The organism is Actinacidiphila sp. bgisy160, from assembly GCF_965342435.1.
Classification (GTDB): domain Bacteria; phylum Actinomycetota; class Actinomycetes; order Streptomycetales; family Streptomycetaceae; genus Actinacidiphila.
Map to the genome: position 1 here is coordinate 24683 of NZ_CBDRCM010000027.1, position 25841 is coordinate 50523.

Genomic DNA, 25841 nt, shown 5'->3' on the forward strand with positions numbered 1-25841 from the left:
CCCGCGCCCGCTTCGGACCGGCCGCGTCGAACGGTCCGGGGCTGCGGGCGGGTTCCTGATCCACGGGCGGGGCGGGCGCGGGAGCGGGTTTCGGGCGCGGTCAGCGGATCTCGTTGAAGCGGATCATGTTGCCGGCGGGGTCCCGGAAGGCGCAGTCGCGGATCCCGTACGGCTGCTCGGTCGGTTCCTGGACGACCTCGACGCCGGCGGCCACCAGGCGTTCGAAGACACCGTCGAGGTCGGGCGTGGCCAGGACGAGGCGGGCGTAGGTGCCCTTGGTCATCATCTCGGAGATGGTGCGGCGCTCCTCGTCGGTGATGCCCGGGTCGGCGGCCGGCGGCTCCAGGACGATCGACGTGCCCGGCTGATCGGCGGGGCCGACGGTGATCCAGCGCATGTCGCCGTAGCCGACGTCGTTGCGGACCTTGAAGCCGAGGGTGTCGCGGTAGAAGGCCAGCGTGGCCTCGGGGTCGGTGTGCGGGAGGAAGGTCCAGTGAATGGTGATGTCCATGGCCGTCACGCTAGCCGTGGCCCGCTCGCGGTGGCTTCTCCATTCCTGACCGATCCGGGCCGCCGCTCACGGAGCGGGGTCCGCCACGCGGGGACGCCGCCGGCCGGCCGGCAACGCGATAACGCCCGGCAGCGGGTGCCCGCGGCGGTGCGGCCGGACGACGGACGGGCGGGGCGGCGCGTGGTGCGCCGCCCCGCCCGTCACCGGGCCGTCGCTCAGCGGACGGAACGCGCGGCTTCCTCGATGATGCGCGCGGACTCCTTCGGGTGGGACACGCTCACCGCGTGGGAGGACCGGACCTCCTCCACGTGGGACTCGGCGCGCTCGGCCATGAAGACCTGGAGCTCGCGGGGGATGTTCCGGTCGTTGGAGGCCACCAGGACCCAGGAGGGGATGGTCTTCCACGCGGGCTCGCCGGAGGGCTCGTACAGCGCGCCGCCGGCCACGGGCCGCTGGGTGGCCGCCATGATCTCCGCGGTGTGCGCCGGGACGTCCGCGGCGAACTGGTGGTGGAACTTGGCCTGGTCGATGTAGAGGTCGACGCCCTTGGAACCGTCGGCCATCGTGACCGGCACCTGCTTGAGCGCGTCGCCGAGCGTGCTGCCGTCGAACTTCAGCGACAGGTCGAAGGCGTTCTCGCCCTTGTCGGGCATGAAGGCGGCCAGGTAGACGAGGGCCTTGACCTTGTCGGAGCCGCGGGCGGCGTTGGAGATCACGGCACCGCCATAGGAGTGGCCGGCCAGGACCACGGGGCCGTCGATGCTGTCCACCAGCTCACGGACGTAGGCGGCGTCACCGGCCAGCCCGCGCAGCGGGTTGGCCGCGGCCACCACGGGGTAGCCGTCGTGCTTCAGCTTCTTGACGACGTCGTTCCAGCTGGAGGAGTCGGCGAAGGCGCCGTGGACGAGGACGACGGTCGGCTTGCGGTGCCGCGAGGGGGTGTCGCCGCCCTTGGTGGCGCTGGCGGGACCCACGGTGGCGGCGAGCAGACCGGCGGCGACGGTCACCGTGGCCATGACGGTGAGGGAGGTGCGGAGGGTCCCGTAACGGGCATGACGGTGCACAGTATTGGCCCTTTCGAGGCAGGTGTTGGTTGTGCCACCCGGCTCCGGGACGGAGGCCGGCGGCGGGTACGGCAGTTGGTGCCGTACGTCTGGAAGAGGTGGCTCGCGGCCGCCGAACGGGGACGTACGCGGGTCCGGGCCACCTGGGCTCACCGGTGCGGGGCAGGCGCGGCGTAGCGGCCCGGGCCCGTGATCCGGCTGTGGGGGGAGATCAGTTGGTGTGCAGCGCGGTGTGCAGCGCGCGGGTCGCCTGCTCCATCGCGGCGGTGGTCGCCTGCGTGGAGCGGACGGGGTTGAGCATCATGAAGTCGTGCAGCGTGCCGTTGTAGCGGACGCTGACGGTGGGGACGCCGGCCTGGGTCAGCTTGCGGGCGTAGGCCTCGCCCTCGTCGCGCAGCACGTCGTTCTCGTCGGTGATGACCAGCGCCGGCGGCAGCCCCTCGAGGTCCTCCAGGCTCGCCCGCAGCGGCGAGGCGGTGATGTGCGCCCGCTCCGCCGGGTCGGCGGTGTAGCAGTCCCAGAACCAGGCCATGGCCTTCGCCGTCAGGTGCGGGCCGTCCGCGAACTCGCGGTAGCTGTCGGTGTCCTGGGCCGCGTCGGTCACCGGGTAGTAGAGCGACTGGTGGACGAAGGTCACGTCGCCGCGCTGCTTGGCCATGATGGTCAGGGCCGCGGCCATGTTGCCGCCGACGGAGTCGCCGGCGACGGCCATGCGGGCGGCGTCCAGGCCCTCGTCCGCGCCCTTCGCGGTGACCCAGCGGGCCGTCGCGTAGGCCTGCTCGATGGCGACCGGGTACCGGACCTCCGGCGAGCGGTCGTACTCCACGAAGACCACCGCGGCGTGCGCCAGTACGGCCAGTTCGCGCACGAGACGGTCGTGCGTACCCGCGTTGCCGAGCACCCAGCCGCCGCCGTGCACGTACAACACGACGGGCAGGACCTCCTCCGCGCCCACGGGCTTGACGACGCGCACCCGCACGTCGCCCACTTCGGCCGGCACGGTGATCCACTTTTCCCGGACGTCGTACTTCTCGACCGGCGCCGCCTGGATGTCGTCGAGGACCTTGCGGGCGCCCTCCGGACCGAGCTCATAGAGGAAAGGCGGCTTCGCCGTCGCGTCCGCTATTCCCTGAGCCGCGGACTCGAGAACGGGCTTGCTCATTGTCGAACTCCCAAGTTCGGCACTCTCGTGCGTTTTCCTTCGCCCTTTGGACAGGGCAGCCGGGGAATATGTGACACCTCAGCGGAAAACGTGGTCCTCGCCGTGGTCGTGGGAGATCTCCTCGTATTCCCGCACCGTGGGTTTGGGAATCTGCGTCCCCTTCCCGTACAGGCCCCGGCTGAGCAGGGCCCGCAGTCGCTCGGCACGGCCGGCCCTGCCGTCCGGGGAGAGCCGGATGGGCACGTACTGCTCGTGCTGTGTGAGGAGGTGGAGCCTCTCCCGGCCCAGCGGCTCGTGCACCTCGATGTACTCGCCGTCCGGCATGCGCTTGATGGTCCCGGTCTCACGGCCGTGCAGCACCTCGTCGCGGTCGGCGCGTTGGAGGGCGAGCGCCCATCGTTTCGTCACGACGTAGACGACGAAGGGCACGACGAACAGGCCGGCGCGGACGGCCCACGTCACGGCGTTGACCGACATGTGCAGCCGGAGGGCGACCAGGTCGTTGGCCGCGCCCAGCAACGCCACCGCGTAGACACTGACCCATGCCGCGCCGAGGGCCGTGCGCACCGGCCGGTTGCGCGGCCTGTCGAGGAGGTGGTGGTCCCGTTGGCCGTCCTTGGTCACCCAGGCCTCGACGAAGGGATAGGCGCCCAGGGCGAGGAAGAGCCCGGCACCCGCCAGCAGCGGCACGAGGTTGTCCAGGGCCAGGGTGTGGCCCCGGAAGGCGACCTCCCAGCCGGGCATCACGCGCAGAAGTCCGTCGAGGACGCCCATGTACCAGTCGGGTTGCGATCCCGCGGTGACCTGGTCGGGACGGTAGGGGCCGTACAGCCAGACGGGGTTGATCTGCGCGACCGAGGCGATCATGAAGACGACGCCGGTGACCAGGAGGAGGTACGCCCCCGACTTCACGGCGTAGACGCGGAAGGGCAGGCCGACGATGTTCCGCTCGGTCCGCCCGGGTCCCGGGTACTGGGTGTGCCGGTGCCGGCGCGCGACGACCAGGTGGGCGACGAGGATGCCCGCCATGAGGGCCGGGATCACCACGACGTGGAGCGTGTTGAAGTGCGCGATCAGGTCCTTGCCCGGGTACGCGCCGCCGAAGAGGAACATCGACAGGTAGGTCCCGACGACCGGGACGGAGAGGATGGTCCCGTTCACGACCATGAGCCCGGTCCCGGACAGCAGGTCGTCCGGGAGGTCGTAGCCCGTCAGGCCCTCGAACATGCCCAGGACCAGCAGTGAGAAGCCGAGCACCCAGTTGAGCTCGCGCGGCTTGCGGAACGCGCCGGTGAAGAACACCCGCAGCATGTGGGCGAACATGCTGGCGACGAAGATCAGCGCCGCCCAGTGGTGGGCCTGGCGGATCAGCAGACCACCGCGCACGTCGAAGGAGATGCGCATCGTCGAGTCGAAGGCCTCGGACACCGTTTGGCCCTGCAGCGGTGCGTAACTGCCGTGATATTCCACCGGCGTCATCGACGGGTGGAAGTACAGCGACAGATACACTCCCGTGAGGACGAGGACGAGGAAACTGTACAGGGATATCTCGCCCAGCATGAATGACCAGTGGCTGGGGAACACCTTTCGCCTCCCGTCCGGTCTCGCACGATTGTCGGCGCCCAGTCGCTCGCCGACCCAGTCGGCGAATTTCGTGCCCTTGCCCGGCTGTTGCGAGTCGGCGGGCCGGCTGCCGCTGCTCATGTTCCTGTCACCATTCAAGTTTCATCCATGGCGGGTCGCAGGTCGGCACTGTCGTGCACCTTCCACCCATATGACCGATCACGCGGCGAAAGTGTGACGTGCACCGCCTGCGAGGCCTTGCGGGACCGGGGGCGTGAGGGAGGAATGTCACACGATCCGCGCCCGCCCGGTCTCACCACTGGGACAGGAAGCACGGTGCCGTGTCCTTGTGCTGTGCGAGGAGGTCAGGGGCCATGGATTTCTCCGATGACGCGGTGCCGATCGCGGAGCTGCTGGATGAGCGCCGGCATCTGCTGGACGTGGCGATGTGGATGGTGGGCGGCAGGGCGGAAGCCGAGTCGGTCGTCGACGAGGCCTACCGGCAGTGGTTCGAACTGCCGGAGGCGGCCCGCGGGGTGATCGAGTCGCCCGGAGCGTGGCTCGTGAGGACGGTGGGCGGGATCTGTCTGGCCCGCCTGACCACGTCCGCGGGGGGAACCGGACCGGCCGTGGCGAGTCCGGCGCGGCCGGTGGTGGGGCTCGAGCTGGAGCAGGAGATCGGTGAGGTTCTGCTGACCGCCCTGGACGCCTTGTCCCCCGCGGAGCGCGCGGCTTTCGTGCTCAACGGTTGCTTCGGGCTGTCGTTGGGCGCGGTGGCGGACGTGGTGGGGCGTTCCGAGCCGGAGTGCGCGGAACTCGCCGAGCGTGCGCGACGCACGATCAGCGCCTGCCGGTCGCACCCCGTCACGCCAGAGGAGCACGACGCGGTGGCGCGCGCGGTGGGCGCGGCCTGCGTGAGTGGCGACGCGGTACGGCTGTCGTCGCTGATGTGCCCGGATGTGACGGCGTTCTTCGACGGCGGCGGAAAGCTGCGGGCGCTGGTCCGGCCCGTGCATGGCGCCGAGCCGGTCGCGCGCAGTCTGATGACGCTGCTGGCGCACCACCAGCGGGTGACCCTGTCCACCCACTCCGTCAACGGCCGCACCGGTCTGGTGGCCCGCTACGAGGGCCAGGTGGTGGCGGTCGTCAGTCTGGACGTCGCCGACGGACGCGTGTCGCAGGCCTGGATCGTCCTCAACCCCGACAAGCTGCGGCCCTGGAACCACCCCGCACGCACCGGGCGCCGGATCATCGGCTCCTGACAGGGCCGACGTGTGAAGCGCCGGCGCGTGTCCCGCCGGCGCTTCACGCGTGTGCGTCCGTCGTCCGCGACGAACCGGGCAGGTCGCCGCGTTCGCGCAGACGGCCGGACACGTCCGGGGCGAGTACGGCTTCCAGCGGGGCGAGGTCCCCGGTACGGGCCGCCGCGACGAAGGCCTCCAGGAGGCGCCGGTGCTCCGCGGCGTCCACGGTCTCGCGGGGCTTGGTCAGCACGTGCTTGCGGGCCCGGCTGACGATCTTGCGCACGTTGACGAGGCTGATCTGGAGTATCTCGGCGATCTCCGGATAGGCGTAGTCGAACGCCTCCCGCAGGACGTAGGCCGCGCGTTCCGCGGGGTTCAGCCGCTCCAGCACCAGCAGCAGGGCGAGCTCCACCGCCTCCGCCCGCTGGGCGCCCACCTCGGGATCCGCGCTCGTGTCGACGGGCTCGGGCAGCCAGGGCCCGATGTAGGCCTCCCGGCGTACCCGGGCGGACTGTGCGACGTTGATGGCCAGGCGGGTCGTCGTGGTGGAGAGGAAGGCGGCCGGGCTGAGCACGGCGGAACGGTCGGTCCGCTGCCAGCGCAGCCACACCTCCTGCACCACGTCCTCGGCCTCGACCGCGCTTCCGAGCACGCGGTAGGCGATGCCGAACAGACGGGGTTGGAGCTCCATGAAGACGCAGGCGGCCTCGTCGAGGTTGTGTGCGGAGGGGGACGGCCCGGCGTCCGCGTTCTCCTTGGCTCCGCCTGCCCACGCGGCCTCACCGTCGCCGGGCGGCCGATGGGCACAGACGTCACCCATCCGGTCAGAGGCCATTTACGGGCAGCCCCCAGCCGCATGACACACGTGTGTCACACGATGTTCTACCTGGGTGGTTACCCCACGAGCCTCGGTCACCAAGCGTCACATTCTCTCCCCTCACGTCCACCGAATAGACCGCCGGACACCCGGTCCTGTGACAGATGAGGGTGAGAGAAAAAACATCTTCAACCGCCGGAGCAAGCACACGAGCCGTCACTGACCGACATCATATGCTGAGCGAAAGACGCAAAACGGATGCAGATTCCGGCATTTGCGCAGAAATCGCACACAATCGATCTCGATCGCTGTGGAAAGTGGTGACACGTTATTCATCCGTGGCTGAAGCTGTGCCTACGGAGATGCCAACGTTACGGAAAGTGAACAACCGTGCGGCGCCTTGACGGTGGAGCCGGTCCCAGCCTGCTCCACCGCCCGGTCGACGTCATGTGACCTCCGGCGTTCCCGGCGCTCACACCCCTGCGTGGTCGCCCGCCTGCCGATCCGCGCGGCGGCCGGGAGTGGCGCTGGTGACGAACGCGTCCCGCGGGTGCTGCACGGAGGCGAGGGAGACCAGGTCCCGGCCGAACAGAGCCGCGGTGAGCCAGACGGTGAGCACCCGGACCTTCCGCTCCCAGGTGGGCACGGCGAGCACGTGGTAGCCGCGGTGCATCAGCCAGGCCGGGAAGCCCTTGACGACGATGGCCTTGTACTGGAAGATGCCGCGTCCCAGGCCCAGCGTGGCGACCACGCCGAGGCTGCTGTGACGGTAGTCCCGGACCCTGCCGCCGCGCAGGCTCGCGACGATGTTCTTGGCCAGGCGCTTGCCCTGCCGGACCGCGTGCTGGGCGTTGGGCACCGTGCGCGCCCCCGGAACGGGCGATGCCAGGTCGGGCACCGCCGCGTCGTCCCCGGCCGCCCACACGTCCGGCACCGGCTCGGCGTCCGTACCCACCCGCAGGTCGGGCCGCACGACGAGCAGGCCGCGCTCGTCGACCGGCAGGTCGGTGTGGTTGTGCACGACGGGGTTCGAGGCGTTGCCCGCGGTCCAGACGATGAGTTCCGAGTCGAACTCCTCCCCGCTGGACAGCAGGACGTGGCCGTCCTCGGCGGACACCAGCTGGGTGTTCAGGTGCACATGCGCGCCGCGGCGCTCCAGGTGGCGCACCACCCAGGCTCCGGGCTCGTCACTCACCTCGGGCAGGATGCGGCCACGCGCCTCGACCAGGTGGAACGACAGCTCCCCCAGGCTCAGTTCCGGGTAGGACCTGAGCATCGCGGTCGCCAGCGACAGCAGTTCGCCGAAGCCCTCGACACCGGAGAACCCGCCACCCACGAAGGTGACGGTGAGCAGCTTGCGCCGTTCCGGCCCGGGCGGCAGCGAGGCCGCCTGGTCGAACGCCGTCAGCAGCCGGTCGCGGATGGCGACCGCCTCCTCGACGTGCTTCAGGCCGATGGCATGCCGGGCCAGGCCCGGGATGGGGAAGGTGCGGGTCACGGCGCCGGCGGTGACGACGAGCGTGTCGTAGCGGAGTTCGTACTCCTCCCCGTTCACGGGCCGGACGGTCACCGTCCGGTCGGCGTGGCGGATCTCGGTCACGCTGCCCGCGATGAGGCGGGACTTGTGCAGGTGGCGCCGCATCGACACGGCGGCGTGGCGTGCCTCCACCGAACCCGCGGTGACCTCCGGCAGGAACGGCTGGTAGGTCATGTAGGGACGCGGGTCGACGACGGTGACCCGCGCCTCCCCGGGCCGCAACGTCTTCTCAAGGCCCCAGGCCGTGTAGAAGCCGGCGTAGCCGCCGCCGACGATCAGGATCTCGCGCATGATTCCCTCTGTTTCTCTCCGTCACGAGTAAGACAGCGCGGCCCCTGTCGGTGTGACAGCGCATGCCCGCTCAGTGAGCGAGCACTGTGATCACGGGACGCCCCTGATCGCCGGCGACGGCCTTGTGTCGCGGTGCGGTCTGCTCGGCACCCTTCACCTTCGTGCCGACGTCTCCTGCGGTACGACCGACTTCGGCGACGTGCGCTTCCACTGCACCGGCGAAGCCGGCGGTACGTGCCCGAGGACCCGTTCCGTTACGCTGGAGAACATCGACGGAACGCCGTTCAGGCTGGTGGCCGTCAGCGGATCGGAGCCCAGTGAGAGACACGAGACCGTCTCCCGCGCGCTGCCCACCGGGGCCCGGCAGGTCCTCACGACCCGCGCTGCCTCTACGACATCTCCTGCATGCGGACAACGGCCTGGCGGCGGTGGGCGTCGTCGCCGTCCCCTGGCACCCGGGGCTGTCACACGCGCGCGGGGAACGCGGTCTACACCGTGAGGGGCGTGGTCATGGACGGCCGGCCGCAGGGACCGGCTTACACGCCCGAGCGGTGCGCCGCGGCGCACGCGAAGCGACCCGAGCAAGGGATGGTAGGCATGTCGTACCCAAAGCAGGTGTACTTCGGGGATACCGGCGAGGTCAACGCGAACTTCCGCCCGGCGAGCACCCCGCCGAACGTCGGCCAGGCCGGAGACGGCATCCACTATCTGGCGACCACGGACATGACGCGGGGCGAGTACGGGCTCTACCGCGTCATGATGAGGGCGAACGCCGGTGGTCCCAAGACGCATTTCCACCGGACCATCTCGGAGTCCTTCTTCATCCTCAACGGAACCGTCCGCCTCTACGACGGGGAGAAGTGGGTCGAGGCGCAGGAGGGTGACTTCCTGCACGTCCCGCAGGGCGGGCTGCACGCCTTCCGCAACGACTCCGACGCGCCGGCCGAGATGCTGTTGCTCTTCACCCCGGGCGCTCCGCGTGAGGAGTACTTCGAGAAGCTGTCGCAGATGGGCGACGCCACGGCGGAGGAGCGCGCCGCGTTCCTCGACAAGCACGACTCGTACTTCGTCGACTGACGCCTGCGCCGTCCCCCGGCGCCGCGGTGGTGCCGGGGGACGGCGGGCTCACGCGTCCAGGACCGCGAGTTTCGCCGGGTTCATCATCCACATCACGCGGTCGATGCCCTCCGGGGTGACGCTCACCGTGACGACGGCGAAGACGGCGCCGTCGCGGGACAGCTTCATGGCGGGCCGGCCGTTCACCTGCAGCGGCTCCACCGTTGCGGCGACCCAGAACCGGTCGGCGAAGGCGTGGATGTACTTGGCCACCCGCTGACGGCCGACGACGATGAACTTCGACGCCCGCACCTCGCCTCCGCCGTCGGAGTACGAGACGACGTCCTCGGCGAACATGTTCTCCAGGACGCCGATGTCCCCCGCCTGGGCGGCCGCCACGAACGCCGTCAGGAACCGCTGGTGGTCCGCTGCCACGACGCCGGCTCGCTTCTCCGCCGCCAGGTGCCTGCGCGCCCTGCTCACCAGTTGGCGCGCGTTGGCGTTGGACTGCCCGACGACCTCCGCGATCCGCGCGTACGGGTACTCGAAGGCCTCCCGGAGTACGTAGGCCGCGCGTTCGGTGGGCGTGAGCTTCTCCAGGAGCATCAGCACGGCGACTTCCAGCGCCTCGCCGTTCAGGGCGCCCAGCGCGGGGTCGCTCCCGGTGTCCACCGGCTCCGGCAGCCAGGGCCCGACGTAGGTCTCCCGGCGGGCCCTGGCCGACTTCAGCACGTTGATCGCGAGCCTCGTCACCGTCGTGGCGAGGAACGCCCGCGGGTTCTCCACCTTGGAACGGTCGTAGGTCTGCCGGCGGATCCAGGCGTCCTGCAGGACGTCCTCGGCCTCGCTCACGCTGCCGAGCATCCGGTAGGCGATGCCGAACAGGCAGCCGCGGGCGGCCTGGAACTCCTCCTGCGCTTCCTGGAGGTCCTCGGCTTCATCCACTGCGTCGTCCTCGGTCGGGACGCGCCGGTAGTTCAGGAGAGCCAGTCCCTGTAGTGGGTGGGGGCGATGCGGGCGTCGCTTCCGCCGGTGAGGACGTCGCCCCTGACGACGGCGAACATGCCCGCGGTGTCGTCGACGACGACGGAACGGCCGTCGCCCTTGGCCTCGATGGTGATCCGGCCGATCTCCTCGAGTGGGAAGACATCGGGCCCGGCGATGTTCACGGTCCCGTTGAGCGGGGGGCCGGAGGCGACCTCGGCGACCATCCTCGCGACGTCGGCGGCGGCGATCGGCTGGAGCGGGGTCCGCGGCAGCCGTACGGTCTCGCCGTCGGTGGTCCAGGACATCGTCGCTTCCATGAACTCCATGAACTGGGTGGCGCGGACGATGGAGTAGGGGATCGAACTCGCCTTGAGGATGTTCTCCTGCAGCACCTTCGCCCGGTAGTAGTCCAGTTCCGGTACCTGGTCCGCGCCCACGATCGAGAGGATGACCATGTGGCCGACGCCGCCCTTCTCGCTCGCGGCGACCAGGTTGTCCATCGACGTCCGGAAGAAGGCGGGCGAGGCCTCGTCGAAGGTCGGCGAGTTCGTGAGGTTGACGACGACGTCGGCACCCGCGACGGCCTCCGCGACACCCTCTCCGCTCAGGAGGTCCACGCCCGTGGACAGCGAGTGCGGCACGGCTTCGTGACCGGCCGCTTCAAGGTCCTTCACGACCCGCGAGCCGATGAGCCCGGTTCCGCCGATGACTGCGATTCTCATGGCCTTGCCATCTCCCGACGCTGATGACCGGTGAATGCCCATACGTGCTCAACGTACCTTCGCGGTGGTCGACGCGCCTGGGCTGCCGCGCGTGGCCTGCCAGGGGGCGAGGACGGGGCGCCAGCGGGCCGGGGGGCACACCGCGTCCGGGATGCCCATGCACTGAGCAGGACATATGTGACATGGATCCCCATGGTCGCCACCACGCTCCCCGCCCCACTGCTCTATATTGTTCGATGTACAACGAACATCGAACAAGGACCAGGGAACGTCATGACCAGTTCTGCAGACCTGCGCTTCTCGGGGCGCGCCGCGATCGTCACGGGTGCCGGCTCCGGCATCGGCCGGGCCACCGCCATCGCCCTGGCGGAGTCAGGCGCGCGAGTCCTGGGGGTGGGGCGGCGCAAGGACGCGCTGGAGGAGACCGCCCGGGCGCACTCCGGGATCGCGGTCCTGCCGCTCGACATCTGCGCGGACGGCGCCGCCGGCACCGCCGTCACCGCCGCCGTGGAGCGGTGGGGACGCCTCGACGTGCTGGTGAACAACGCCGGCGCCACGGGCGTCATGCCTTTGGAGGAGACGGACCGTTCGGTGATCGAGCGGCTGTTCGCGCTCAACGTGACCGCGCCGAGCCTGCTCGCCCATGCGGCCCTGCCGCACCTGCGGGCGTCCTCGGGCTCCATCGTCAACGTGTCCAGCACCTACGGTCACCGCCCGCTGCCGGGCGGCGGGTACTACGCCGCGACCAAGAGCGCGCTGGAACAGTTGACGCGCACCTGGGCCCTGGAGCTCGCGCCGGTCGGGGTCCGGGTGAACGCGATCGCCCCCGGCCCGACCGACACGGACGTCATGGTCGCCGCGGGGCTCTCCCCGGAGGAGATCGAGTCGATGCTCGGCCAGGAACGCGACCGCATCCCGATGGGCCGCCTCGCCGAACCCAGGGACGTGGCGGAGTGGATCCTGCGTGTCGCCGAGCCGGTGCGGACGCACATGACCGGTCAGGTCGTCACGGTCGACGGCGGGCTGGAACTCGTCTGATCCGGATCAGGTGGTCGCCTGCCGCGCCTTCCGCCAGCGCTCGACGTAGTCGCGCCGCTGGATCGTGCGCCGTTCCTCTTCCGTGGTGCCGCCCCATATCCCGTCCAGGCGGCCGGCCGCCAGCGCCCACCGCAGGCACTGGGCCGTGACGGGACACCGCAGGCACACGGCCTTGGCCCGCTCGATCTGCGCCATGCCCGGGCCACTGCCGCTGATGGGGAAGAACAGCTCCGGATCCTCCTCGCGGCACGCCGCGTCGTATCGCCAGTTCATGAAACCTCCTCGCAGGGACTCCAATGGAGACCAGCGGACCGACGGGGGTGTGACGCCCGATATGCCGGGTCCGGGCACCCGGCATGCCCCTTTGGGGCCAAGCTCCGGAGTCGCCGGGCGAGTTCACCGGGATTCCGCCGCCCGTCGGGTCACACACGGATCACCTGACCGGTCAGAGTCGGTGATCAGGTCCGGGCCTCTCCCCGGGATGACGAAGGGCAGAGCATGCAGATCACCGTCATGAACGGCAGGGGGCCCGCACGGACCGGGAGCCTTGCGGCGGGCCGGAATCCCTCCCGTCGAGAGGTCCTCCGGTGAGCGAGCCGACCAGATGGCCGGGCCTTTCCACCGCGAAGGACTTCGACGGCCCCGTCTTCTCGCCCATCTACGCGACGACCGTGACGGTCAGCGGCGGCGAGGCGAGTCACGGACGGGCTTCGGGGCGGGCCCGCTCGGCCGACGGCACGCTGGACCTCACGCTGCGGCTCCCCGCCGAACTGGGTGGTGACGGCGGTGGCACGAACCCGGAACAGCTGTTCGCCGCGGGCCTCGCCGCCTGCTTCCACGGCGCCCTCAGCCTGGTCGCCCGCCAGGCCGGGCGGAACCCCGCGCTGATCGCGGTGGAGGCGTCCGTGGCCTTCGGCCGCGACCCCCGCGACGGCGGTTACCTGGTGCAGGCGGACCTGGTGGTCACCTGGCCGGGGACGGACGCGGCGACCGCCGCTCCCCTGCTGAGGCAGGCGGACGCCCTCTGCCCCTACACCAAGATGCTGGCCCAGGGGACACCGGCGACGCTCACGCTCGCGCCCGAGCCTCAGGCGTAGCGGACATCGCCGATGCCGATCGAGGCGAGCAGCGTGTCGCGGCGCGGGCTGCCGTCGTCGACGTGGCTCCTCCGCCAGGGTCGTCCCGGGCGAGTCCGGCACTCCCGCGAGGTTCGGGCTGGGCCATCCGCACCAGGACCGGACCCTGGGAGCTCCTGAGGAGGCGCTCGCGACGGCACCGGAATAGGCGGCGGTGCCCCGGGTACCCGATGGGCGATCGGCGCCGAGTAGCCGCAGCCCTGCAGGCAAGCATGGAGCCGTCGGTGGACCGGATCGCACACCCGTGGGGCAGTCGTACGCCCTACGCCCGGAGCGAGCCGTGGCCCACGCGGGTGGACGCGTTCCTGGCCGAGGGGATCGAACCGGAGAAGGTGGAGCGGTGGGTGCAGGCCGCCTCGATCCTGCACTCGGACGGCGACGCCATGGACATCGCCGTCCTCGGTGACCGCATCGTGGGCGTACGGGGCCGGGCCGTCGATCGCGTGAACCGGGGTCGGCTCGGCCCCAAGGACCTCTTCGGCTGGCAGGCCGACAACGCACCGGACCGGTTGACCCGGCCGCTGATCCGTCGCGACGGTCAACTGGTGGAGTGCGACTGGGACACCGCCATGGAGCGCGTCGTATCCCGGTCCCAAACCCTGCTGGACGAACGGGGGCCTGGCTCGATCGGCTTCTACACCTGGTCAGCTCTTCCTGGAGGAGTACTACACGCTCGCCGTCCTGACGCGGGCCGGTATCGGCACCAACCACCTGGACGGCAACACCCGTCTGTGCACGGCGACCGCCGGGGAGGCACTCACGGAATCGTTCGGCTGCGACGGTCAGCCGGGTTGCTACGACGACTTCGACCACGCGGACGTCATCGCCCTGTTCGGGCACAACATCGCCGAGACCCAGCCGGTGCAATGGATGCGCGTCCTCGACCGTCTCGACGGCGCCGACCCGCCCCGCCTGGTCTGCGTCGACCCACGCCCCACACCGCCGGCCGGCCGGTCCGCCGTCCATCTCGCCCCGCGCGTCGGCACGAACGTGGCACTGGTGAACGCCCTTCTGCACGAGGTCATCCGCACAGACCGCGTCGACCACGACCACATCGCGGCCCACACGGTCGGCTACGAGGAACTGACCGAGCAGGTACGCGACTGCACCCCTGAATGGGCCGCCGGGATCTGTGCCGTACCGGCGGCGCGCATCGCCGAGGCGGCGGAACTCCTCGGCAGCGCGGACCGGCTGACGTCGACCGTGCTGCAGGGCTTCTACCAGTCCCACCAGGCGACCGCGGCCGCCGTTCAGGTCAACAACCTGCATCTGATCCGCGGCATGCTCGGCCGGCCCGGGGCCGGGGTGCTGCAGATGAACGGACAGCCCACCGCGGAGAACACGCGCGAATGCGGCGCCGACGGCGACCTGCCCGGCTTCCGCAACTGGGAGAACGACGCCCATGTCGCCGACCCCGGCGGGCCCCGAAACGTGAAGGAGGGCTGAATCCGGTGAACGGCATCCAGGACCTGCTGCGCGCACTGCACGGCGGAGAGCAGCACCTGGCGAGGCAACTCGTGACCGTGGCCGACCGCCATCGCACGGAGCACGAGGTCCACCACGTCGCCATCGACCTGGCCGCATGGTCCCGGGAGCACACCCAGCGGATAGCGGACGCCGCCCTGACCTACGACCTCGACCTCGACCCGCCGGACGAGCCGCACACCGGTCTGCTGTCGACGATCAGCAGGAAGGCCGCCGAGGCGGTCGGGCGCCACCCCGAACCCGCCCTCCTGCTCCTGCGGGATCTTCGCGAGCTCCACCTCGCCGCGTCGGGAAACTCCCTGTACTGGGAGATGCTGGCCCAGGCGGGACAGGCCACGAGGGACGAGCGGCTGCTCGGCCTCGCGACGCGGTGCCATCCTCGGACGCTGCGGCAGATGCGCTGGACCAACACCATGATCAAGAACCTGTCTCCCCAGGCACTGGCGAGCCTGCGCCGACCGCTTCTTCGACGGCGACGTCAGCGGGGCCGGGAGTGGCGGTTCTCGGACGGGTCGGCGCGGCCGCCCGCGCCGAGCAGGCCTGTGTCGGTGATGTCGCCGCGCTGTTCCAGGGCGCCCATGGTGTGCCGGGCCCGCCAGGAGACCAGGCCCGGCAGGAGGGTGCGCACGGCCTGGACGCCACGCAGCCACGGCTGTACATAGACGGCGGACGCGCGGTGCTCGATGCCGCGTACGAGCCGTTGCGCCGTCGCCTCGGTGGTGTAGGTACGACTCGCGGGCCAGGGCATGAGGGCGCGCAGTTCGCGCATGGTCGGGTGGCACTCGGCGTCGCGGATCATCTCGGTGTCCGTCCAGCTCATGTAGGCGACCGCGACGTCGACGCCGCGATGTGCCACCTCGGCGCGCAGGGAGTGCGTGAAGGCCTCCACCCCTGACTTGGAGGCGCAGTACGCGGACATCAACGGGGCGGCACCCATGGCGGCGAGCGAGGAGACCTGCAGGTAGTAGCCGCGGGTGGCCAGCAGGTGCGGGAGGAAGGTACGGGCGGTCAAGGCGCTTCCGACGAGATTGACCTCGACGATCCTGCGCCAGGTCGCCATGGAGGACTCCGTGAACGGTCCTCCGGCGGCGATGCCGGCGTTCGCCACGACCACGGAGGCCGCGCCGAACCGCTCCGCCACTTCGTCGGCCGTTCGGCGCAATGCGGCTTCGTCCGTGACGTCGACGCACCAGGCCCGCGCCGGACCGGGGGTGGTGGCCGCGGCCGACTCCAGTTCCTCCGGTTCCAGTCCGAGCAGTGCGACACGGGCGCCGCGTGCCACGAGCAGGTGCGCCACCGCCCTCCCTATGCCCCGGGCGGCGCCGGTGACCACAGCCGTACGTCCCTCCAAAGGGTGGGAGCCGGTCATCTCTGGCCTCCAGGATCCTCCAGCCCCGATGAAGAAATTTCGCAAACCACCTATAACGACCGTAACCGAGGGCAGGAGAACAGGCGGCCGGGAAGCACCGAGCGGTCACCGGAGGAACTCATGGCAGTACGGCACCGGCTGGTGCGGGGCACACGGGAGGACGTCTGGGCCGTCCTGGCGGACGGCACTCTCTACGGCGACTGGGTCGTGGGCCCGTCCTCGTCACGGCACAGCGACGGCGACTGGCCGGCGGTCGGCTCGAGCATCGAGTACACCGTGCGACTGGGGCCCGTGAAGCTTACGGGCGAGACGATCGTCCGGATCTGCCGGCCTCCGGAGCAACTGGAGCTGGAAGCCCTCAGCGGACGCCTGGGCACCGCGCGGATCGCCTTCGAACTGCGTCCTTGGGGACAGGACACGCTGGTCATCGTGGACGAGCATCCGCTGCGCGGCCCCGGCGGACTGGCACACAACGCGGCGCTGGACGCACTCCTCCAGCTGCGGCACCGCAGCATGCTCGGCCGGCTGGCCAGGGCCGTGGAGGCGCACGGAGAAAGCGACCGCAGGGACAGCGGGCCGCCGGCGTGCGCACCGCGGGCCCCGGCACCACACGGCTGAAGGACGCCGGCGACGGGAGGCACCGATGGCGGACGCGGTGGTGATCGGCGCGGGCCCGAACGGCCTGGTCGCCGCCAACCTGCTGGCCGACGCGGGATGGAGTGTCGAGGTCCTGGAGGCGCAGGACGAGCCCGGCGGCGGGGTCCGCTCCGCGCGGGACGTCCATCCCGACTTCGTGCACGACCTCTTCAGCTCCTTCTATCCCCTCGCGGCCGCCTCGCCGGTCATCCGCGGGCTCGGACTGCATCGCGAAGGGCTGCGGTGGAGCCACGCGCCGGCCGTCGTCGCCCATCCGCTGCTCGACGGCCGCTGCGCGGTGCTGCACCGGCGCGCCATCGACACCGCCGCGGTCCTCGACGCGGACACAGGCGGCGACGGGGCTGCGTGGCTCCGGCTCTGCACGGCCTGGGAGCGCCTCGGTGACGACGTCATCGGCGCGCTGTTCACCCCCTTCCCCCCTGTGCGGCCGGGCCTGCGGCTCGCCGCACGGCTGCGCGCCGGCGGGGGGCTGCGCATGGCGCGTACCCTCGTGCTTCCCGTGCGCCGCTTGGGCGAGGAGGAGTTCCGGGGCGAGCTGGGTGGCCTGTTGCTGGCGGGTAGCGCGCTGCACGCCGATCTGGCGCCGGAGGCCGCGGGAAGCGGAGGGTTCGGCTGGCTCATGGCCATGCTGGGGCAGACCTATGGGTTCCCGGTCCCTGTCGGCGGCGCCGGAGCGCTCACCGCCGCCCTCGTCGGCCGTCTGCTCGGACGGGGTGGGACGCTGCGCTGCGGGGCACGGGTGACCTCGGTCGTCGTGCGCTCCGGGCGGGCGGTGGGCGTCCGCACAGCCGACGGGGACGCGGTGGCGGCACGCCGCGCCGTGCTGGCGGACGTGTCCGTGCCCACGCTGTACGGGCAGCTGGTGAGCCGGGACGACCTCCCGCCCCGTGTTCTGGAGGACCTGCGCCGCTTCCAGTGGGACTTCGCGACGTTCAAGGTGGACTGGGCCCTGGAGGGCGCGGTGCCGTGGTCGGCGCCCGCGGCCGCGCGGGCCGGCACGGTGCACCTGGCCGAAGGAGTCGACGCGCTGACGCAGTTCGCCGCGCAGATCGCGATGGGACAGGTGCCCGAACGGCCCTTCCTCCTGTTCGGGCAGATGACCACGGCCGACGGTTCGCGCTCTCCTTCCGGAACGCAGTCCGCGTGGGCGTACACCCACCTCCCCCACCGCGTCCGCGGCGACGCGGCCGGTGCGGGCATCGCCGGGACCTGGGACCGGACGGACCAGGAGCTGATGGCCGAACGGGTGGAGGCGCAGGTCGAGCGGTACGCTCCCGGCTTCCGTTCCCTCGTCACCGCCCGCCGGATACTCGCCCCGCCGCAACTGGAGGCGTACGACGCCAACCTCCACGGGGGTGCCATCAACGGCGGCACCGCGGCCATGCACCAGCAACTGGTCTTCCGTCCTCTGCCGGGCACCGGACGCCCGGAGACACCGATCGCCGGACTCTTCCTGGCGTCCGCCGGGGCCCATCCGGGCGGCGGGGTCCACGGCGCGCCGGGCGCCAACGCCGCTCATGCCGCGCTCCGTTCCCGTTCCCCCAGCCGCGTGCTGAGCAGGGCACAACGTGCCCTCACCCGCCGCGGCCGCCTCGGTCACCGCGCCTGAGAGCCGCCGTGGCCGTCACACTTGCGTGATACGGACGCAGGCCGCGGTGACCTCGCGGAGGTCGCCGGTGCGGCGGAGCAGGTCGCGCTGGACGCGGGCGCCGTTGCCGGCCTTGAGGACCGCGGCGAGGGCGTCCTGCGCGGGGATCAGGTCGCCGTTGTCCTCCAGGGCGTCACGCACCAGCTCGAACAGGGTGCCTCGAACACCTCACCGCTCACGGTGGAATCACGACGCGCCGCCGCCAGCACCGCCGTCGACAGCGCCCGCGGCTCCCCGGACTCCGCGTCGAGCAGCAGGAGCTCCTCCTCCACACCGACCGTCCGCATCGCGCCACTCCGTTTCCAAGACCACAGGGGTGACCCCGGGTGACGCCACGCGTGGGAGGCGAGGGGCCGGAGCCCGCGGCATCCGTGGCACCACCAGTACGCCAGGCATCACTTCTGCTTCCCCGACGGCGGGGGTCGATGCGCCCGCGCCGCTTGTCGCGGTCACCGGTACCGGCACAGGCCCGGACATCGCCGAGGTGATCACGCTCGGTGGCATCCGGACACCCTCCGCAGCGACGGCCGCGGTGAGCCGTCCGCATCAAGGGCCGCTACCGCGGCGCGGCAATGGAGATTTCAAACGACATCGCGGCGCTCGATATGCTGGAAAAATGGCGAAGGGGAAGAACGACGACTGGCTGACCGACGACGAGCAGCGGGCCTGGCGCACCTACCTGGACGTCGGCACCCTGCTGATCAACCAGCTCGGCCGCGACCTGGAGCCGTTCGACCTGACCATCAACGACTACGAGATCCTGGTGAACCTCTCGGAGTCGCCCGAGCACCGCATGCGGATGAGCGACCTGGCCCGCGCCACCCTGCAGTCCAAGAGCCGGCTGTCGCACCAGATCAGCCGCATGGAGACCGCGGGCCTGGTCCGCCGCGAGAACTGCGAGTCCGACCGGCGCGGGCTGTTCGCCGTCCTCACCGAGCACGGCTGGGAGACCATGCGCAAGGTCGCCCCGCACCACGTCGCCGCCGTACGGGAGCACTTCATCGACCTGCTCCCCGCCGAGGACCAGGAAGCCCTGCGCAGCGCGCTCACCCCGATCGCCGAGCACCTGCGCGCGGAGCGCGGCACGATCTGAGAGCCCCCTGACGCCTCACGCGGCGAATGCCGCGAACCGCGAATACGGCGTTTTGAAGACAGGGCCCAGGGCAGGCGTCCGCGTGAGGGGGGTTCGCCTGAGTGCTAGGGAGCCGGCCCATGTCAACAGGGACACTTCTGGCGATCATCATCCCCGTGGTGGTGGTACTCGCCCTCGTCGCGGTCGCATCGACCCTCTTCGTCCGCCACCGGCGTCTCAAGGACCGTTTCGGCCCGGAGTACGACCGGACGGTGGAAGGCGTCGGCAGCCGCAGGGATGCCGAGCGCGACCTCGCCGCACGAGCCAAGCGGCACGACTCGCTGGACATCAAGCCGCTGCCCAGTGGTGTCCGTGACCGCTACGCGCGGGAGTGGACCAGCGTCCAGGAGGAGTTCGTCGACCGGCCCGAGGACGCCGTCCACGACGCCGACAGCCTCGTGGCCTCCCTGATGCGCGACCGCGGCTACCCGACCGAGGACTTCGACCAGCGGATCAAGGACCTGTCGGTGGAGCACGGCCGGACCCTGGACCACTACCGGGCGGCCCACGAGGTCAACGACCTCAGTACCCGGCACGAGGCGACCACGGAACAGCTGCGTGGCGCGATGGTGCACTACCGCGCCCTGTTCGACGAGCTGCTCACCGACGGCGGTGGGCGGCGCCACGCCCGGGCCTGACGCAGGGCTCCCGCAACACAGCCTGAAAGGCGGAAACCATGGAACGCGAGCGCGTCTCCCGCGGAAGCGGGCTGGCCACCGAAGACCTCGCCGAGACCCACGCCCCCTCCGGCCCCCCGCAGGAGCGCTCGGACGCGGCCTCCAGGGCACCGGAGTACCCGGGTGAGAGCACCGGAGCCCGGGGCGAACCGCCCCCGGACGACACTGTCGGCGCTCCGACCCCGGACACCTCCGCGGATGAGGTCCCGGAGCTGCTGGGTCCGGAGGACGAGGAGAACTTCCGCGCCCGTTGGCAGCGGATCCAGAGCGAGTTCGTCGATGATCCGCGCGATGCCGTGCACGCCGCCGACGAGTTGGTCGCCGACGTCATGCAGAAGTTGGCGTCGACGTTCGCTCAGCACAAGCAGGGCCTCGAAGGCCAGTGGACGCGCGGCGAAGAGGTGAACACCGAAGAGCTGCGTACCGCGCTCCGGCGCTACCGCTCCTTCTTCAATCGTCTGCTGTCCGCGTGAGTCAGCGGGCGTGCTGGGGTGCCCCCGGAGCGGGTGGCGCCCCAGCTGCCTGCTGTCCGTTCCGGTATGAGCCGCTGTGGGTGGCCGCGACCCCATGGGTCGTCACGCTGCTGACGGCCACCTGTCCGGTCACGGGCCGCACCCGGACCGGGCGGCGCGGACACGTCGGGTGAGGGGCCTCAGCCACCGAGGGGTGTCCGGGGTGCGAGGGCGGCGAGGGCCACGGCGGCGGTCACCCCGGCCCAGGCGACGGGACCGAGCGGGGTGCAGCCGAAGAACTGGCTCACGCCGGGAGTCTGTATGACCGCGATCAGCGCGGCCGCGGAGCCGAGCACCGTGAGCCATACCAGGGGGCTGTGACGACGGCCGGTCACGGTCTGCGTCAGCTGGGCGCCCACCACTCCGCACAGCGCCATGGTGCTGGTGCGCCGGGCGCTGCCGGGAGTCACGGTACCCGCCAGCCAGGCGGTCGCGGCGCCCAGGGTGGTGACGATTCCGCGGTGGCGGATCTGCCGGCCCAGGGGCGCCCCCAGAGTCCCCAGGCCCAGCGGGGCGCTGCCGGTCCGCGCTGCTCCCGATTCCCTGTCCGTGTCCGCTGCGGTGTCCGCCGTGGCGCCCTGGGGGGTCACGGCGACCGCCATGGCCGGGAACATGTCGGTCAGCAGATTGACCAGCAAGAGCTGACGGGTGGAGAGCGGAGACGCACCGGAGACCAAGGTCCCGAACAGGGAGAAGCCGATCTCGCCGGCATTGCCACCGATCAGTACGGTGAGCGCGTCGGCGACGCTGTGCCACAGGGCGCGGCCCTCGGCGACCGCCTCGATCAGCGCCGAGAGTTCGTCGTTGACGATGACAAGGTCGGCGGCATTGCGCGCGGCCGCGGAGCCCCGCACGGCGATGCCGACACCGACGTCCGCGGCCCGGATGGCGGCCGCGTCGTTGGAGCCGTCACCGACCATGCCGACGACCCGCTTGGATTCCCTGAGGGCCTCGATGACCTGGAGTTTCTGTTCCGGTGCGACGCGGGCGACGACGCCGCAGTCACGGACGAGCGCCGCCCGGCCCGTTCGGTCGCGGGTGGCGAGTTCGTCGCCCGTCACGACGGTGACGTCCTCGGGCCAGCCGAGTGCGACGGCGACCGTCCGGGCGGTCTCGGGGTGGTCACCGGTGAGCATCACCGGTCGCACGCCCGCCTGGCGGAGCCCCGAGATCAACGGCGCCGCGTCGGGACGAGGGGTGTCGGCCAGGGCGATGAAGCCGGTCAGCCGCAACCGGTAGTCCTCCAGGGGGCTTTCGAGTGCCCCCCCGAACTCACCGGTTTGCAGACGGTGTTCCGCGACGGCCAGCACACGCAGCCCCTCGGCCGCCAGCGCCCGGGCCGTCTCCGTCGCGGAGGCGTCCGCCTCGGGGCAGAGCGGAAGCACCACTTCGGGAGCACCCTTGACCACCAGCAATGGGGTGTCCTCCGCGTCGTGGCCGGTGGCCGAGGCATAGCCACGGGAGGCCTGGAAGGGCTGGGTGTCACCGGGCGTCCACTGCTGGTCGTCGCCGGCCGCCTCCAGGACGGCCCCGTCGGTGGCGTGGGCGTGGACTCCGTGGTTGTCGCCGACCTGAGGGCAGGTCCGGGCGGCCTGCCGCAGGATCGCGAGGCCCTCCGGGGAGCCGGCTTCATGGTCGCCGCCGTCGGGGGCGGCGGTACGTACCACACGCAGCCGGTTCTCGGTGAGTGTGCCGGTCTTGTCGAAGCAGACGGTGTCCATCCGGCCGAGCGCCTCCAGGGTGCGCGGGGTGCGCACCAGCACGCCGTGCTCGGTCAGCCGTCGGGCGGCGGCCAGTTGGGCGACGGTCGCGGTGAGCGGCAGCCCTTCCGGCACGGCCGCAACGGCGACGGCCAGCCCTCCGGCCACGGCTTGCCGCACGGGAGTGCCCCGGAGCAGCGACAGCCCGGTCACCGCGGCCCCACCGGCGAGGGTCAGCGGCAACACCGTGGACGTCAGTTCACGAAGCCGGGCCTGCACCCCCGGCGCGGGCGGCATCCTTGCGGCAAGATGGGCGGCGCGCCCCGCCTCGGTGTCGTCCCCCGTGTCGACCACCACCGCGCGCCCCTGGCCCGCGACCACGGTGGCGCCCTGGAAGACCATGCAGTGCCGGTCGGGAACCGGCACCCGCGGCGTGGCCTCGACCCGCTTGAGGGTGGGCAAGGACTCGCCGGTCAGAGAGGACTCGTCGACTTCCAGGTCCTCGACTTGCAGCAGCCGCGCGTCGGCGGGTACCACGTCGCCGGTGTGGAGTTCGATGATCTCCCCGGGGTTGAGCCGTCCGGCCTCGACGGTGCGGGTGTCCCCGGTGTCCGGGTCGACGACTCTGCGTGCCTGCTGACGCTGGGTCACAGCCAATGAGGACAGGGCCTGTTCGGCACGGAGTCGCTGGATGCCGCCGACGAGGGCGTTGATGCCCATCGCGCCGGTCACCAGCAGGGCGTCCACTGCCGAGCCCAGCAGGGCCGAGGCGGTCGCGCCGACGGCGAGCACCGGGGTGAGGGGGTCGTCCAGTTCGGCGCGCACCGCGCCGACAAGACGCCCCGTCAGCCGCAGGGGCACGGCGACGGGTGACGTGGCCACGCTCTGGCCGATGCGCCCGGCTGCCGACCTCGCGCGGGCCGCCTCCTCGTGAACGGCGCGTTCCGTCTCGCGCAGCCGGTCGAGGGCCTCATGGGGCTCCAGGGCGTGCCAGGGTACGTGCGGCCGGGGCGTCGGCATGCCGTGGCGCAGTGCCCGCCGCGCGCCGCGCCAGCCGTCGACGAGGGACGCCGCCGCGGCGGCGTTGACCGGGCTCAGTCGCAGGCCCACCCGCCACGCGGCGCGTCGGCCCCGCGATCCCCGGGTGAGCACCATGAGTTCGGACAGTGCCGCACCGGCCTCGGCGAGGACCTTGGCGTGCCGGGCCGCCGCGCGGGAGCCCGGCACGGCCGTCAGCAGCCGCCAGACACCGGAGAGGTCGTCCAGGACGAGGGCGTCCGCCGCCCACAGCACGGCGCTGCCCGGGTCGACGACGGTCACTGCCACGTCGCTGCTCATCAGTCCCGTGGGCACGTCGTCGTCGGGTCCTGTCCCGGCCGGCACACGGGCGACGGTGAGCACGATCCTTCCGGATCGGCGGAGTTGGCACACCAGTGCGCTCAATGATTCCCCGGCGGGAGCTAGTTGGTCCGCGAGCGCGCCGAACTCGCTCAGGGTGCCGTCGTCGGCCACGACCACGTGCAGGCCCGCCCGGCGCGCCGCGTCGAGTACCGCCTCCGCCAGGGGGTCGACCTCCCGGCCGACGAAGACGTTACCCACCTCGCGATTGTCCTCGTCCAGGACGGTCATCGGCCCGGTGTGAGTGCCGGGTGCGCTGCCGGGCACGGGCCGCAGGCGCACTTCCCGGCCGTCCGGCCGCTCTTCGTCATGGGCCCGTAGCGAGGCCGCCGTGGCGTGCCAGAGCCGGTCATGGTCCCAGTCGTCGCCGCGGGGACGGACCTCCAGGAGCGTGCGCCTTCGTCCGCTGAGCACGGAGTGATGCAGCACGATGGTGTCCACCAGCTCCAACTGCCGGATCCGTTCCGGGTCGCGTACGAGTACCTTGCGACGGGCCAGGCCGGTGCCGAGGGTGGCGGTGAACGCGACGGGCCCGTAGCGGGCGGCGCGGGGCGAGGCGGCCAGGACCGCCTCGGCGGCCTCGGCGCTGTCACGCGTGAAGGCGAGAGTCGCCGCGGCCCCCAGCAGCCCTCCGGTGACGGCCTGGTCGGCGTACTGCTGCGCCGGCAGGACGTGCGGGCGCGGCCGCCGGATCCGGGGTGCGGGCAGGCTGTGCCGGGAGGGCGTGCACAGCCGGTCGTGGACCTCGTCGAACAGCGCGGCCCGGGTGACCGATTCGACGAGCAGACCGGCGCGCAGCGCCGCGTCCAGCACAAGGGCGGTCGGCGACTGTCCGAAGCCGTGCGCCGCGGCGTACGCGGCGGACAGGACCGCATCGGCGGCCGGTGCACCGAGCCCGCGGCGGAGCCAGGCACGTGACCTCGAGTCCTCGCGCAGCGCTGTGACGGCCGCGGTCACCATGCGCGGGGAACGCTTCAGCCGCAGCAACCGCCCGGTCGTCGCGGTGACGATGCCCGCCACGTCGCAGCACAGGGCGGCGGCGTGCGCCCGGGCGCCGGGAACCTGCCCCGGATGTCCGGGATCCGGTCCGGGTTCCCCGGGCTGCTCCAATCGCTGCGAATCGGCGAGTTCGGCCGCCCGCGCCGCCACCTTGTCGGCGACCGCGTCCTGTGCCAGCCGCACCACCAGCGACTCCAAACCGCCGTCCCAGTAGGCCGCAAGTACGTCGGGATGCTCGGCCAGTGACACCGCGACCTTCCTGGCCGCCGCCTCCAGCTGCCGTCGGTCGGGGGCGGCACCACCGCGTGGGCGCAGGGGTACGTGCAGGCGTCGCCCGCCGACCCAGCAGCGTCCGGGGGTGAGCGCCTGTTGCGTGGCCCGTCCCAGTCGCAGGGCGCCGCGGGCGGCCGCGGCACCGCGCACCGCAGCCCGCGCACCGGCGCCCGCCAGGGGAACGCATTGCCGCGCAACGCCGATGGGCGCGGTCGCCGCGAGTCGCAGGCTTGCCGCCGGTAGTGCGGTCAGCAGCCCCAACCCGGTCGGCGGCCTCATGTGGTGGAGGCCTTCGCCTTCTTGCCTTCCTTCGCCTTGATCTTGGCCTTGCTCGGTCCGCCCTCGGGGACCGGCAGATCACCGGGCCCGGCCATCGCACCCGGTCCCTTCTCGGCCGTGGGTGCCTCATGCGTCCGCGCTGCGGACATGTGCCCTTGCGCGTGCGGCGCGGCCGGTATCCGTGTCTCAGGCGGAATCATCGTGTCCTGCGCCTCCGAGGCCTCATGCTCGCCCTGGTCCTGGTCCTGGACCGGGGTCTGCGCGCGCGCACCGGACCGCTGCTGCGTCAGCCATACCGCGGCCGCTCCGGCGGCCGCCACCGGCCACTCGACGACTCCGGCCACGCCCAAGAGGCCCGCCCCGGTGTACGCGGCCACCCGCCGGGTCCGCGGTGAGACCACTCCCACCGTGTCCAGCACGCCGTCGAACGCCCCCTTGACCTTCCCGGCCCCCGGCAGCCGCTGTGCGGTCGCCTTCACCGTGTCCAGGGGGTGCGTCACGGCCTCCCTCACAGCCGAGGACGAATTGCGACCAGTTTCATCCATTTTTATCACCTCATATAGGTGCTGCCCAGAAATGCGGAG

General features: G+C 71.5%; 22 protein-coding genes and 4 pseudogenes. 11 read left to right on the forward strand and 15 right to left on the reverse strand.

Annotated features, from left to right (window positions below; all coding sequences use genetic code 11):
- Positions 1-100: 100 nt before the first annotated feature.
- The 4 genes from ACRWNP_RS21365 to qcrB all read right to left on the reverse strand — a co-directional run bounded on the left by ACRWNP_RS21365 (position 101) and on the right by qcrB (position 4441).
- On the reverse strand, positions 101-511 hold the full coding sequence (locus ACRWNP_RS21365; protein ID WP_431963698.1) for a VOC family protein: 411 nt from the start codon (positions 509-511) through the stop codon (positions 101-103).
- Positions 512-726: 215 nt separating this feature from the next.
- Entirely contained in the window at positions 727-1527 is an 801-nt protein-coding gene (locus ACRWNP_RS21370) for an alpha/beta fold hydrolase (protein WP_431963700.1), read from the reverse strand.
- Positions 1528-1786: 259 nt separating this feature from the next.
- Positions 1787-2737, reverse strand: coding sequence for an alpha/beta hydrolase (locus ACRWNP_RS21375; protein WP_431963702.1), 951 nt, complete (start codon positions 2735-2737; stop codon positions 1787-1789).
- A gap of 78 nt (positions 2738-2815) precedes the next feature.
- The gene (gene qcrB, locus ACRWNP_RS21380) at positions 2816-4441 is read right to left on the reverse strand and encodes a cytochrome bc1 complex cytochrome b subunit (protein WP_431963704.1); all 1626 of its coding nucleotides are present in this window, start codon (positions 4439-4441) and stop codon (positions 2816-2818) included.
- Between the two features lie 233 nt (positions 4442-4674).
- Between qcrB and ACRWNP_RS21385 the strand changes: the two genes are divergently transcribed.
- Complete coding sequence (locus ACRWNP_RS21385; RefSeq protein WP_431963706.1) at positions 4675-5562, forward strand: sigma factor-like helix-turn-helix DNA-binding protein; 888 nt, start codon at positions 4675-4677, stop codon at positions 5560-5562.
- A gap of 64 nt (positions 5563-5626) precedes the next feature.
- Here ACRWNP_RS21385 and ACRWNP_RS21390 read toward each other — a convergent pair.
- A pseudogene (locus ACRWNP_RS21390) lies at positions 5627-6235 on the reverse strand (sigma-70 family RNA polymerase sigma factor); the annotation flags it as partial.
- A gap of 598 nt (positions 6236-6833) precedes the next feature.
- Positions 6834-8189 carry an NAD(P)/FAD-dependent oxidoreductase gene (locus ACRWNP_RS21395; protein WP_431963708.1) on the reverse strand — a complete coding sequence of 452 codons (1356 nt, stop codon included), beginning with the start codon at positions 8187-8189 and terminating at the stop codon, positions 6834-6836.
- Positions 8190-8786: 597 nt separating this feature from the next.
- On the opposite strand from ACRWNP_RS21395, the gene ACRWNP_RS21400 reads away from it, so the two are divergent.
- Complete coding sequence (locus tag ACRWNP_RS21400; protein WP_431963710.1) at positions 8787-9266, forward strand: cupin domain-containing protein; 480 nt, start codon at positions 8787-8789, stop codon at positions 9264-9266.
- A 48-nt stretch (positions 9267-9314) separates the two neighbouring features.
- Here ACRWNP_RS21400 and ACRWNP_RS21405 read toward each other — a convergent pair whose 3' ends face one another.
- Together ACRWNP_RS21405 and ACRWNP_RS21410 are read right to left on the reverse strand one after the other, a co-directional pair.
- Positions 9315-10190, reverse strand: a complete 876-nt coding sequence (locus ACRWNP_RS21405; RefSeq protein ID WP_431963712.1) for an RNA polymerase sigma-70 factor — start codon at positions 10188-10190, stop codon at positions 9315-9317.
- Between the two features lie 32 nt (positions 10191-10222).
- Entirely contained in the window at positions 10223-10954 is a 732-nt protein-coding gene (locus tag ACRWNP_RS21410) for an SDR family oxidoreductase (RefSeq protein ID WP_431963714.1), read from the reverse strand.
- A 273-nt stretch (positions 10955-11227) separates the two neighbouring features.
- On the opposite strand from ACRWNP_RS21410, the gene ACRWNP_RS21415 reads away from it, so the two are divergent.
- Positions 11228-11992, forward strand: coding sequence for an SDR family NAD(P)-dependent oxidoreductase (locus ACRWNP_RS21415; RefSeq protein WP_431963716.1), 765 nt, complete (start codon positions 11228-11230; stop codon positions 11990-11992).
- Between the two features lie 6 nt (positions 11993-11998).
- Here the strand turns inward: ACRWNP_RS21415 and ACRWNP_RS21420 are convergent, their stop codons facing one another.
- Positions 11999-12265, reverse strand: coding sequence for a WhiB family transcriptional regulator (locus ACRWNP_RS21420; RefSeq protein ID WP_431963718.1), 267 nt, complete (start codon positions 12263-12265; stop codon positions 11999-12001).
- 314 nt (positions 12266-12579) lie between these two features.
- On the opposite strand from ACRWNP_RS21420, the gene ACRWNP_RS21425 reads away from it, so the two are divergent.
- The gene (locus ACRWNP_RS21425) at positions 12580-13089 is read left to right on the forward strand and encodes an Ohr family peroxiredoxin (RefSeq protein WP_431963720.1); all 510 of its coding nucleotides are present in this window, start codon (positions 12580-12582) and stop codon (positions 13087-13089) included.
- A 301-nt stretch (positions 13090-13390) separates the two neighbouring features.
- Here the strand turns inward: ACRWNP_RS21425 and ACRWNP_RS21430 are convergent, their stop codons facing one another.
- The gene (locus ACRWNP_RS21430) at positions 13391-13513 is read right to left on the reverse strand and encodes a hypothetical protein (protein ID WP_431963838.1); all 123 of its coding nucleotides are present in this window, start codon (positions 13511-13513) and stop codon (positions 13391-13393) included.
- On the opposite strand from ACRWNP_RS21430, the pseudogene ACRWNP_RS21435 reads away from it, so the two are divergent.
- A pseudogene (locus tag ACRWNP_RS21435) lies at positions 13473-14565 on the forward strand (molybdopterin-dependent oxidoreductase); the annotation flags it as partial. The gene ACRWNP_RS21430 and the pseudogene ACRWNP_RS21435 overlap by 41 nt on opposite strands.
- 14 nt (positions 14566-14579) lie before the next feature.
- A pseudogene (locus ACRWNP_RS21440) lies at positions 14580-15065 on the forward strand (hypothetical protein); the annotation flags it as partial.
- A 26-nt stretch (positions 15066-15091) separates the two neighbouring features.
- Here the strand turns inward: ACRWNP_RS21440 and ACRWNP_RS21445 are convergent.
- Positions 15092-15982, reverse strand: a complete 891-nt coding sequence (locus tag ACRWNP_RS21445) for an SDR family oxidoreductase (RefSeq protein ID WP_431963722.1) — start codon at positions 15980-15982, stop codon at positions 15092-15094.
- A gap of 120 nt (positions 15983-16102) precedes the next feature.
- On the opposite strand from ACRWNP_RS21445, the gene ACRWNP_RS21450 reads away from it, so the two are divergent.
- Positions 16103-16600, forward strand: coding sequence for an SRPBCC family protein (locus ACRWNP_RS21450; RefSeq protein WP_431963724.1), 498 nt, complete (start codon positions 16103-16105; stop codon positions 16598-16600).
- Between the two features lie 25 nt (positions 16601-16625).
- Positions 16626-18248 carry a phytoene desaturase family protein gene (locus tag ACRWNP_RS21455; RefSeq protein ID WP_431963726.1) on the forward strand — a complete coding sequence of 541 codons (1623 nt, stop codon included), beginning with the start codon at positions 16626-16628 and terminating at the stop codon, positions 18246-18248.
- 15 nt (positions 18249-18263) lie between these two features.
- Here ACRWNP_RS21455 and ACRWNP_RS21460 read toward each other — a convergent pair whose 3' ends face one another.
- Both ACRWNP_RS21460 and ACRWNP_RS21465 read right to left on the reverse strand, forming a co-directional pair.
- Positions 18264-18428, reverse strand: a complete 165-nt coding sequence (locus tag ACRWNP_RS21460; protein WP_431963728.1) for a hypothetical protein — start codon at positions 18426-18428, stop codon at positions 18264-18266.
- Between the two features lie 17 nt (positions 18429-18445).
- A pseudogene (locus tag ACRWNP_RS21465) lies at positions 18446-18574 on the reverse strand (carboxylate--amine ligase); the annotation flags it as partial.
- A gap of 329 nt (positions 18575-18903) precedes the next feature.
- On the opposite strand from ACRWNP_RS21465, the gene ACRWNP_RS21470 reads away from it, so the two are divergent.
- The 3 genes from ACRWNP_RS21470 (at position 18904) to ACRWNP_RS21480 (ending at position 20569) form a co-directional block, all read left to right on the forward strand.
- Positions 18904-19380 (forward strand): MarR family winged helix-turn-helix transcriptional regulator, encoded by a 477-nt coding sequence (locus ACRWNP_RS21470; RefSeq protein ID WP_431963730.1) that lies wholly within the window; start codon positions 18904-18906, stop codon positions 19378-19380.
- A 119-nt stretch (positions 19381-19499) separates the two neighbouring features.
- Positions 19500-20057 carry a hypothetical protein gene (locus tag ACRWNP_RS21475; RefSeq protein WP_431963732.1) on the forward strand — a complete coding sequence of 186 codons (558 nt, stop codon included), beginning with the start codon at positions 19500-19502 and terminating at the stop codon, positions 20055-20057.
- 38 nt (positions 20058-20095) lie between these two features.
- Positions 20096-20569, forward strand: coding sequence for a hypothetical protein (locus ACRWNP_RS21480; RefSeq protein ID WP_431963733.1), 474 nt, complete (start codon positions 20096-20098; stop codon positions 20567-20569).
- Between the two features lie 179 nt (positions 20570-20748).
- Here the strand turns inward: ACRWNP_RS21480 and ACRWNP_RS21485 are convergent, their stop codons facing one another.
- On the reverse strand, positions 20749-25257 hold the full coding sequence (locus ACRWNP_RS21485; protein WP_431963735.1) for an HAD-IC family P-type ATPase: 4509 nt from the start codon (positions 25255-25257) through the stop codon (positions 20749-20751).
- Entirely contained in the window at positions 25254-25757 is a 504-nt protein-coding gene (locus ACRWNP_RS21490) for a hypothetical protein (protein ID WP_431963737.1), read from the reverse strand. The genes ACRWNP_RS21485 and ACRWNP_RS21490 overlap by 4 nt, the downstream gene beginning before the upstream one ends.
- Positions 25758-25841: the final 84 nt, after the last annotated feature.

Coding starts and splice junctions, on each gene's coding strand:
- ACRWNP_RS21450 (WP_431963724.1), top strand. CDS start 16,103: ATGGCAGTACGGCACCGGCTGGTGCGGGGCACACGGGAGGACGTCTGG.
- ACRWNP_RS21395 (WP_431963708.1), bottom strand. CDS start 8,189: ATGCGCGAGATCCTGATCGTCGGCGGCGGCTACGCCGGCTTCTACACG.
- ACRWNP_RS21480 (WP_431963733.1), top strand. CDS start 20,096: ATGGAACGCGAGCGCGTCTCCCGCGGAAGCGGGCTGGCCACCGAAGAC.
- qcrB (WP_431963704.1), bottom strand. CDS start 4,441: ATGAGCAGCGGCAGCCGGCCCGCCGACTCGCAACAGCCGGGCAAGGGC.
- ACRWNP_RS21375 (WP_431963702.1), bottom strand. CDS start 2,737: ATGAGCAAGCCCGTTCTCGAGTCCGCGGCTCAGGGAATAGCGGACGCG.
- ACRWNP_RS21470 (WP_431963730.1), top strand. CDS start 18,904: ATGGCGAAGGGGAAGAACGACGACTGGCTGACCGACGACGAGCAGCGG.
- ACRWNP_RS21430 (WP_431963838.1), bottom strand. CDS start 13,513: ATGGCGTCGCCGTCCGAGTGCAGGATCGAGGCGGCCTGCACCCACCGC.
- ACRWNP_RS21420 (WP_431963718.1), bottom strand. CDS start 12,265: ATGAACTGGCGATACGACGCGGCGTGCCGCGAGGAGGATCCGGAGCTG.
- ACRWNP_RS21455 (WP_431963726.1), top strand. CDS start 16,626: ATGGCGGACGCGGTGGTGATCGGCGCGGGCCCGAACGGCCTGGTCGCC.
- ACRWNP_RS21475 (WP_431963732.1), top strand. CDS start 19,500: ATGTCAACAGGGACACTTCTGGCGATCATCATCCCCGTGGTGGTGGTA.
- ACRWNP_RS21385 (WP_431963706.1), top strand. CDS start 4,675: ATGGATTTCTCCGATGACGCGGTGCCGATCGCGGAGCTGCTGGATGAG.
- ACRWNP_RS21410 (WP_431963714.1), bottom strand. CDS start 10,954: ATGAGAATCGCAGTCATCGGCGGAACCGGGCTCATCGGCTCGCGGGTC.
- ACRWNP_RS21445 (WP_431963722.1), bottom strand. CDS start 15,982: ATGACCGGCTCCCACCCTTTGGAGGGACGTACGGCTGTGGTCACCGGC.
- ACRWNP_RS21365 (WP_431963698.1), bottom strand. CDS start 511: ATGGACATCACCATTCACTGGACCTTCCTCCCGCACACCGACCCCGAG.
- ACRWNP_RS21370 (WP_431963700.1), bottom strand. CDS start 1,527: ATGGCCACGGTGACCGTCGCCGCCGGTCTGCTCGCCGCCACCGTGGGT.
- ACRWNP_RS21415 (WP_431963716.1), top strand. CDS start 11,228: ATGACCAGTTCTGCAGACCTGCGCTTCTCGGGGCGCGCCGCGATCGTC.
- ACRWNP_RS21400 (WP_431963710.1), top strand. CDS start 8,787: ATGTCGTACCCAAAGCAGGTGTACTTCGGGGATACCGGCGAGGTCAAC.
- ACRWNP_RS21485 (WP_431963735.1), bottom strand. CDS start 25,257: ATGAGGCCGCCGACCGGGTTGGGGCTGCTGACCGCACTACCGGCGGCA.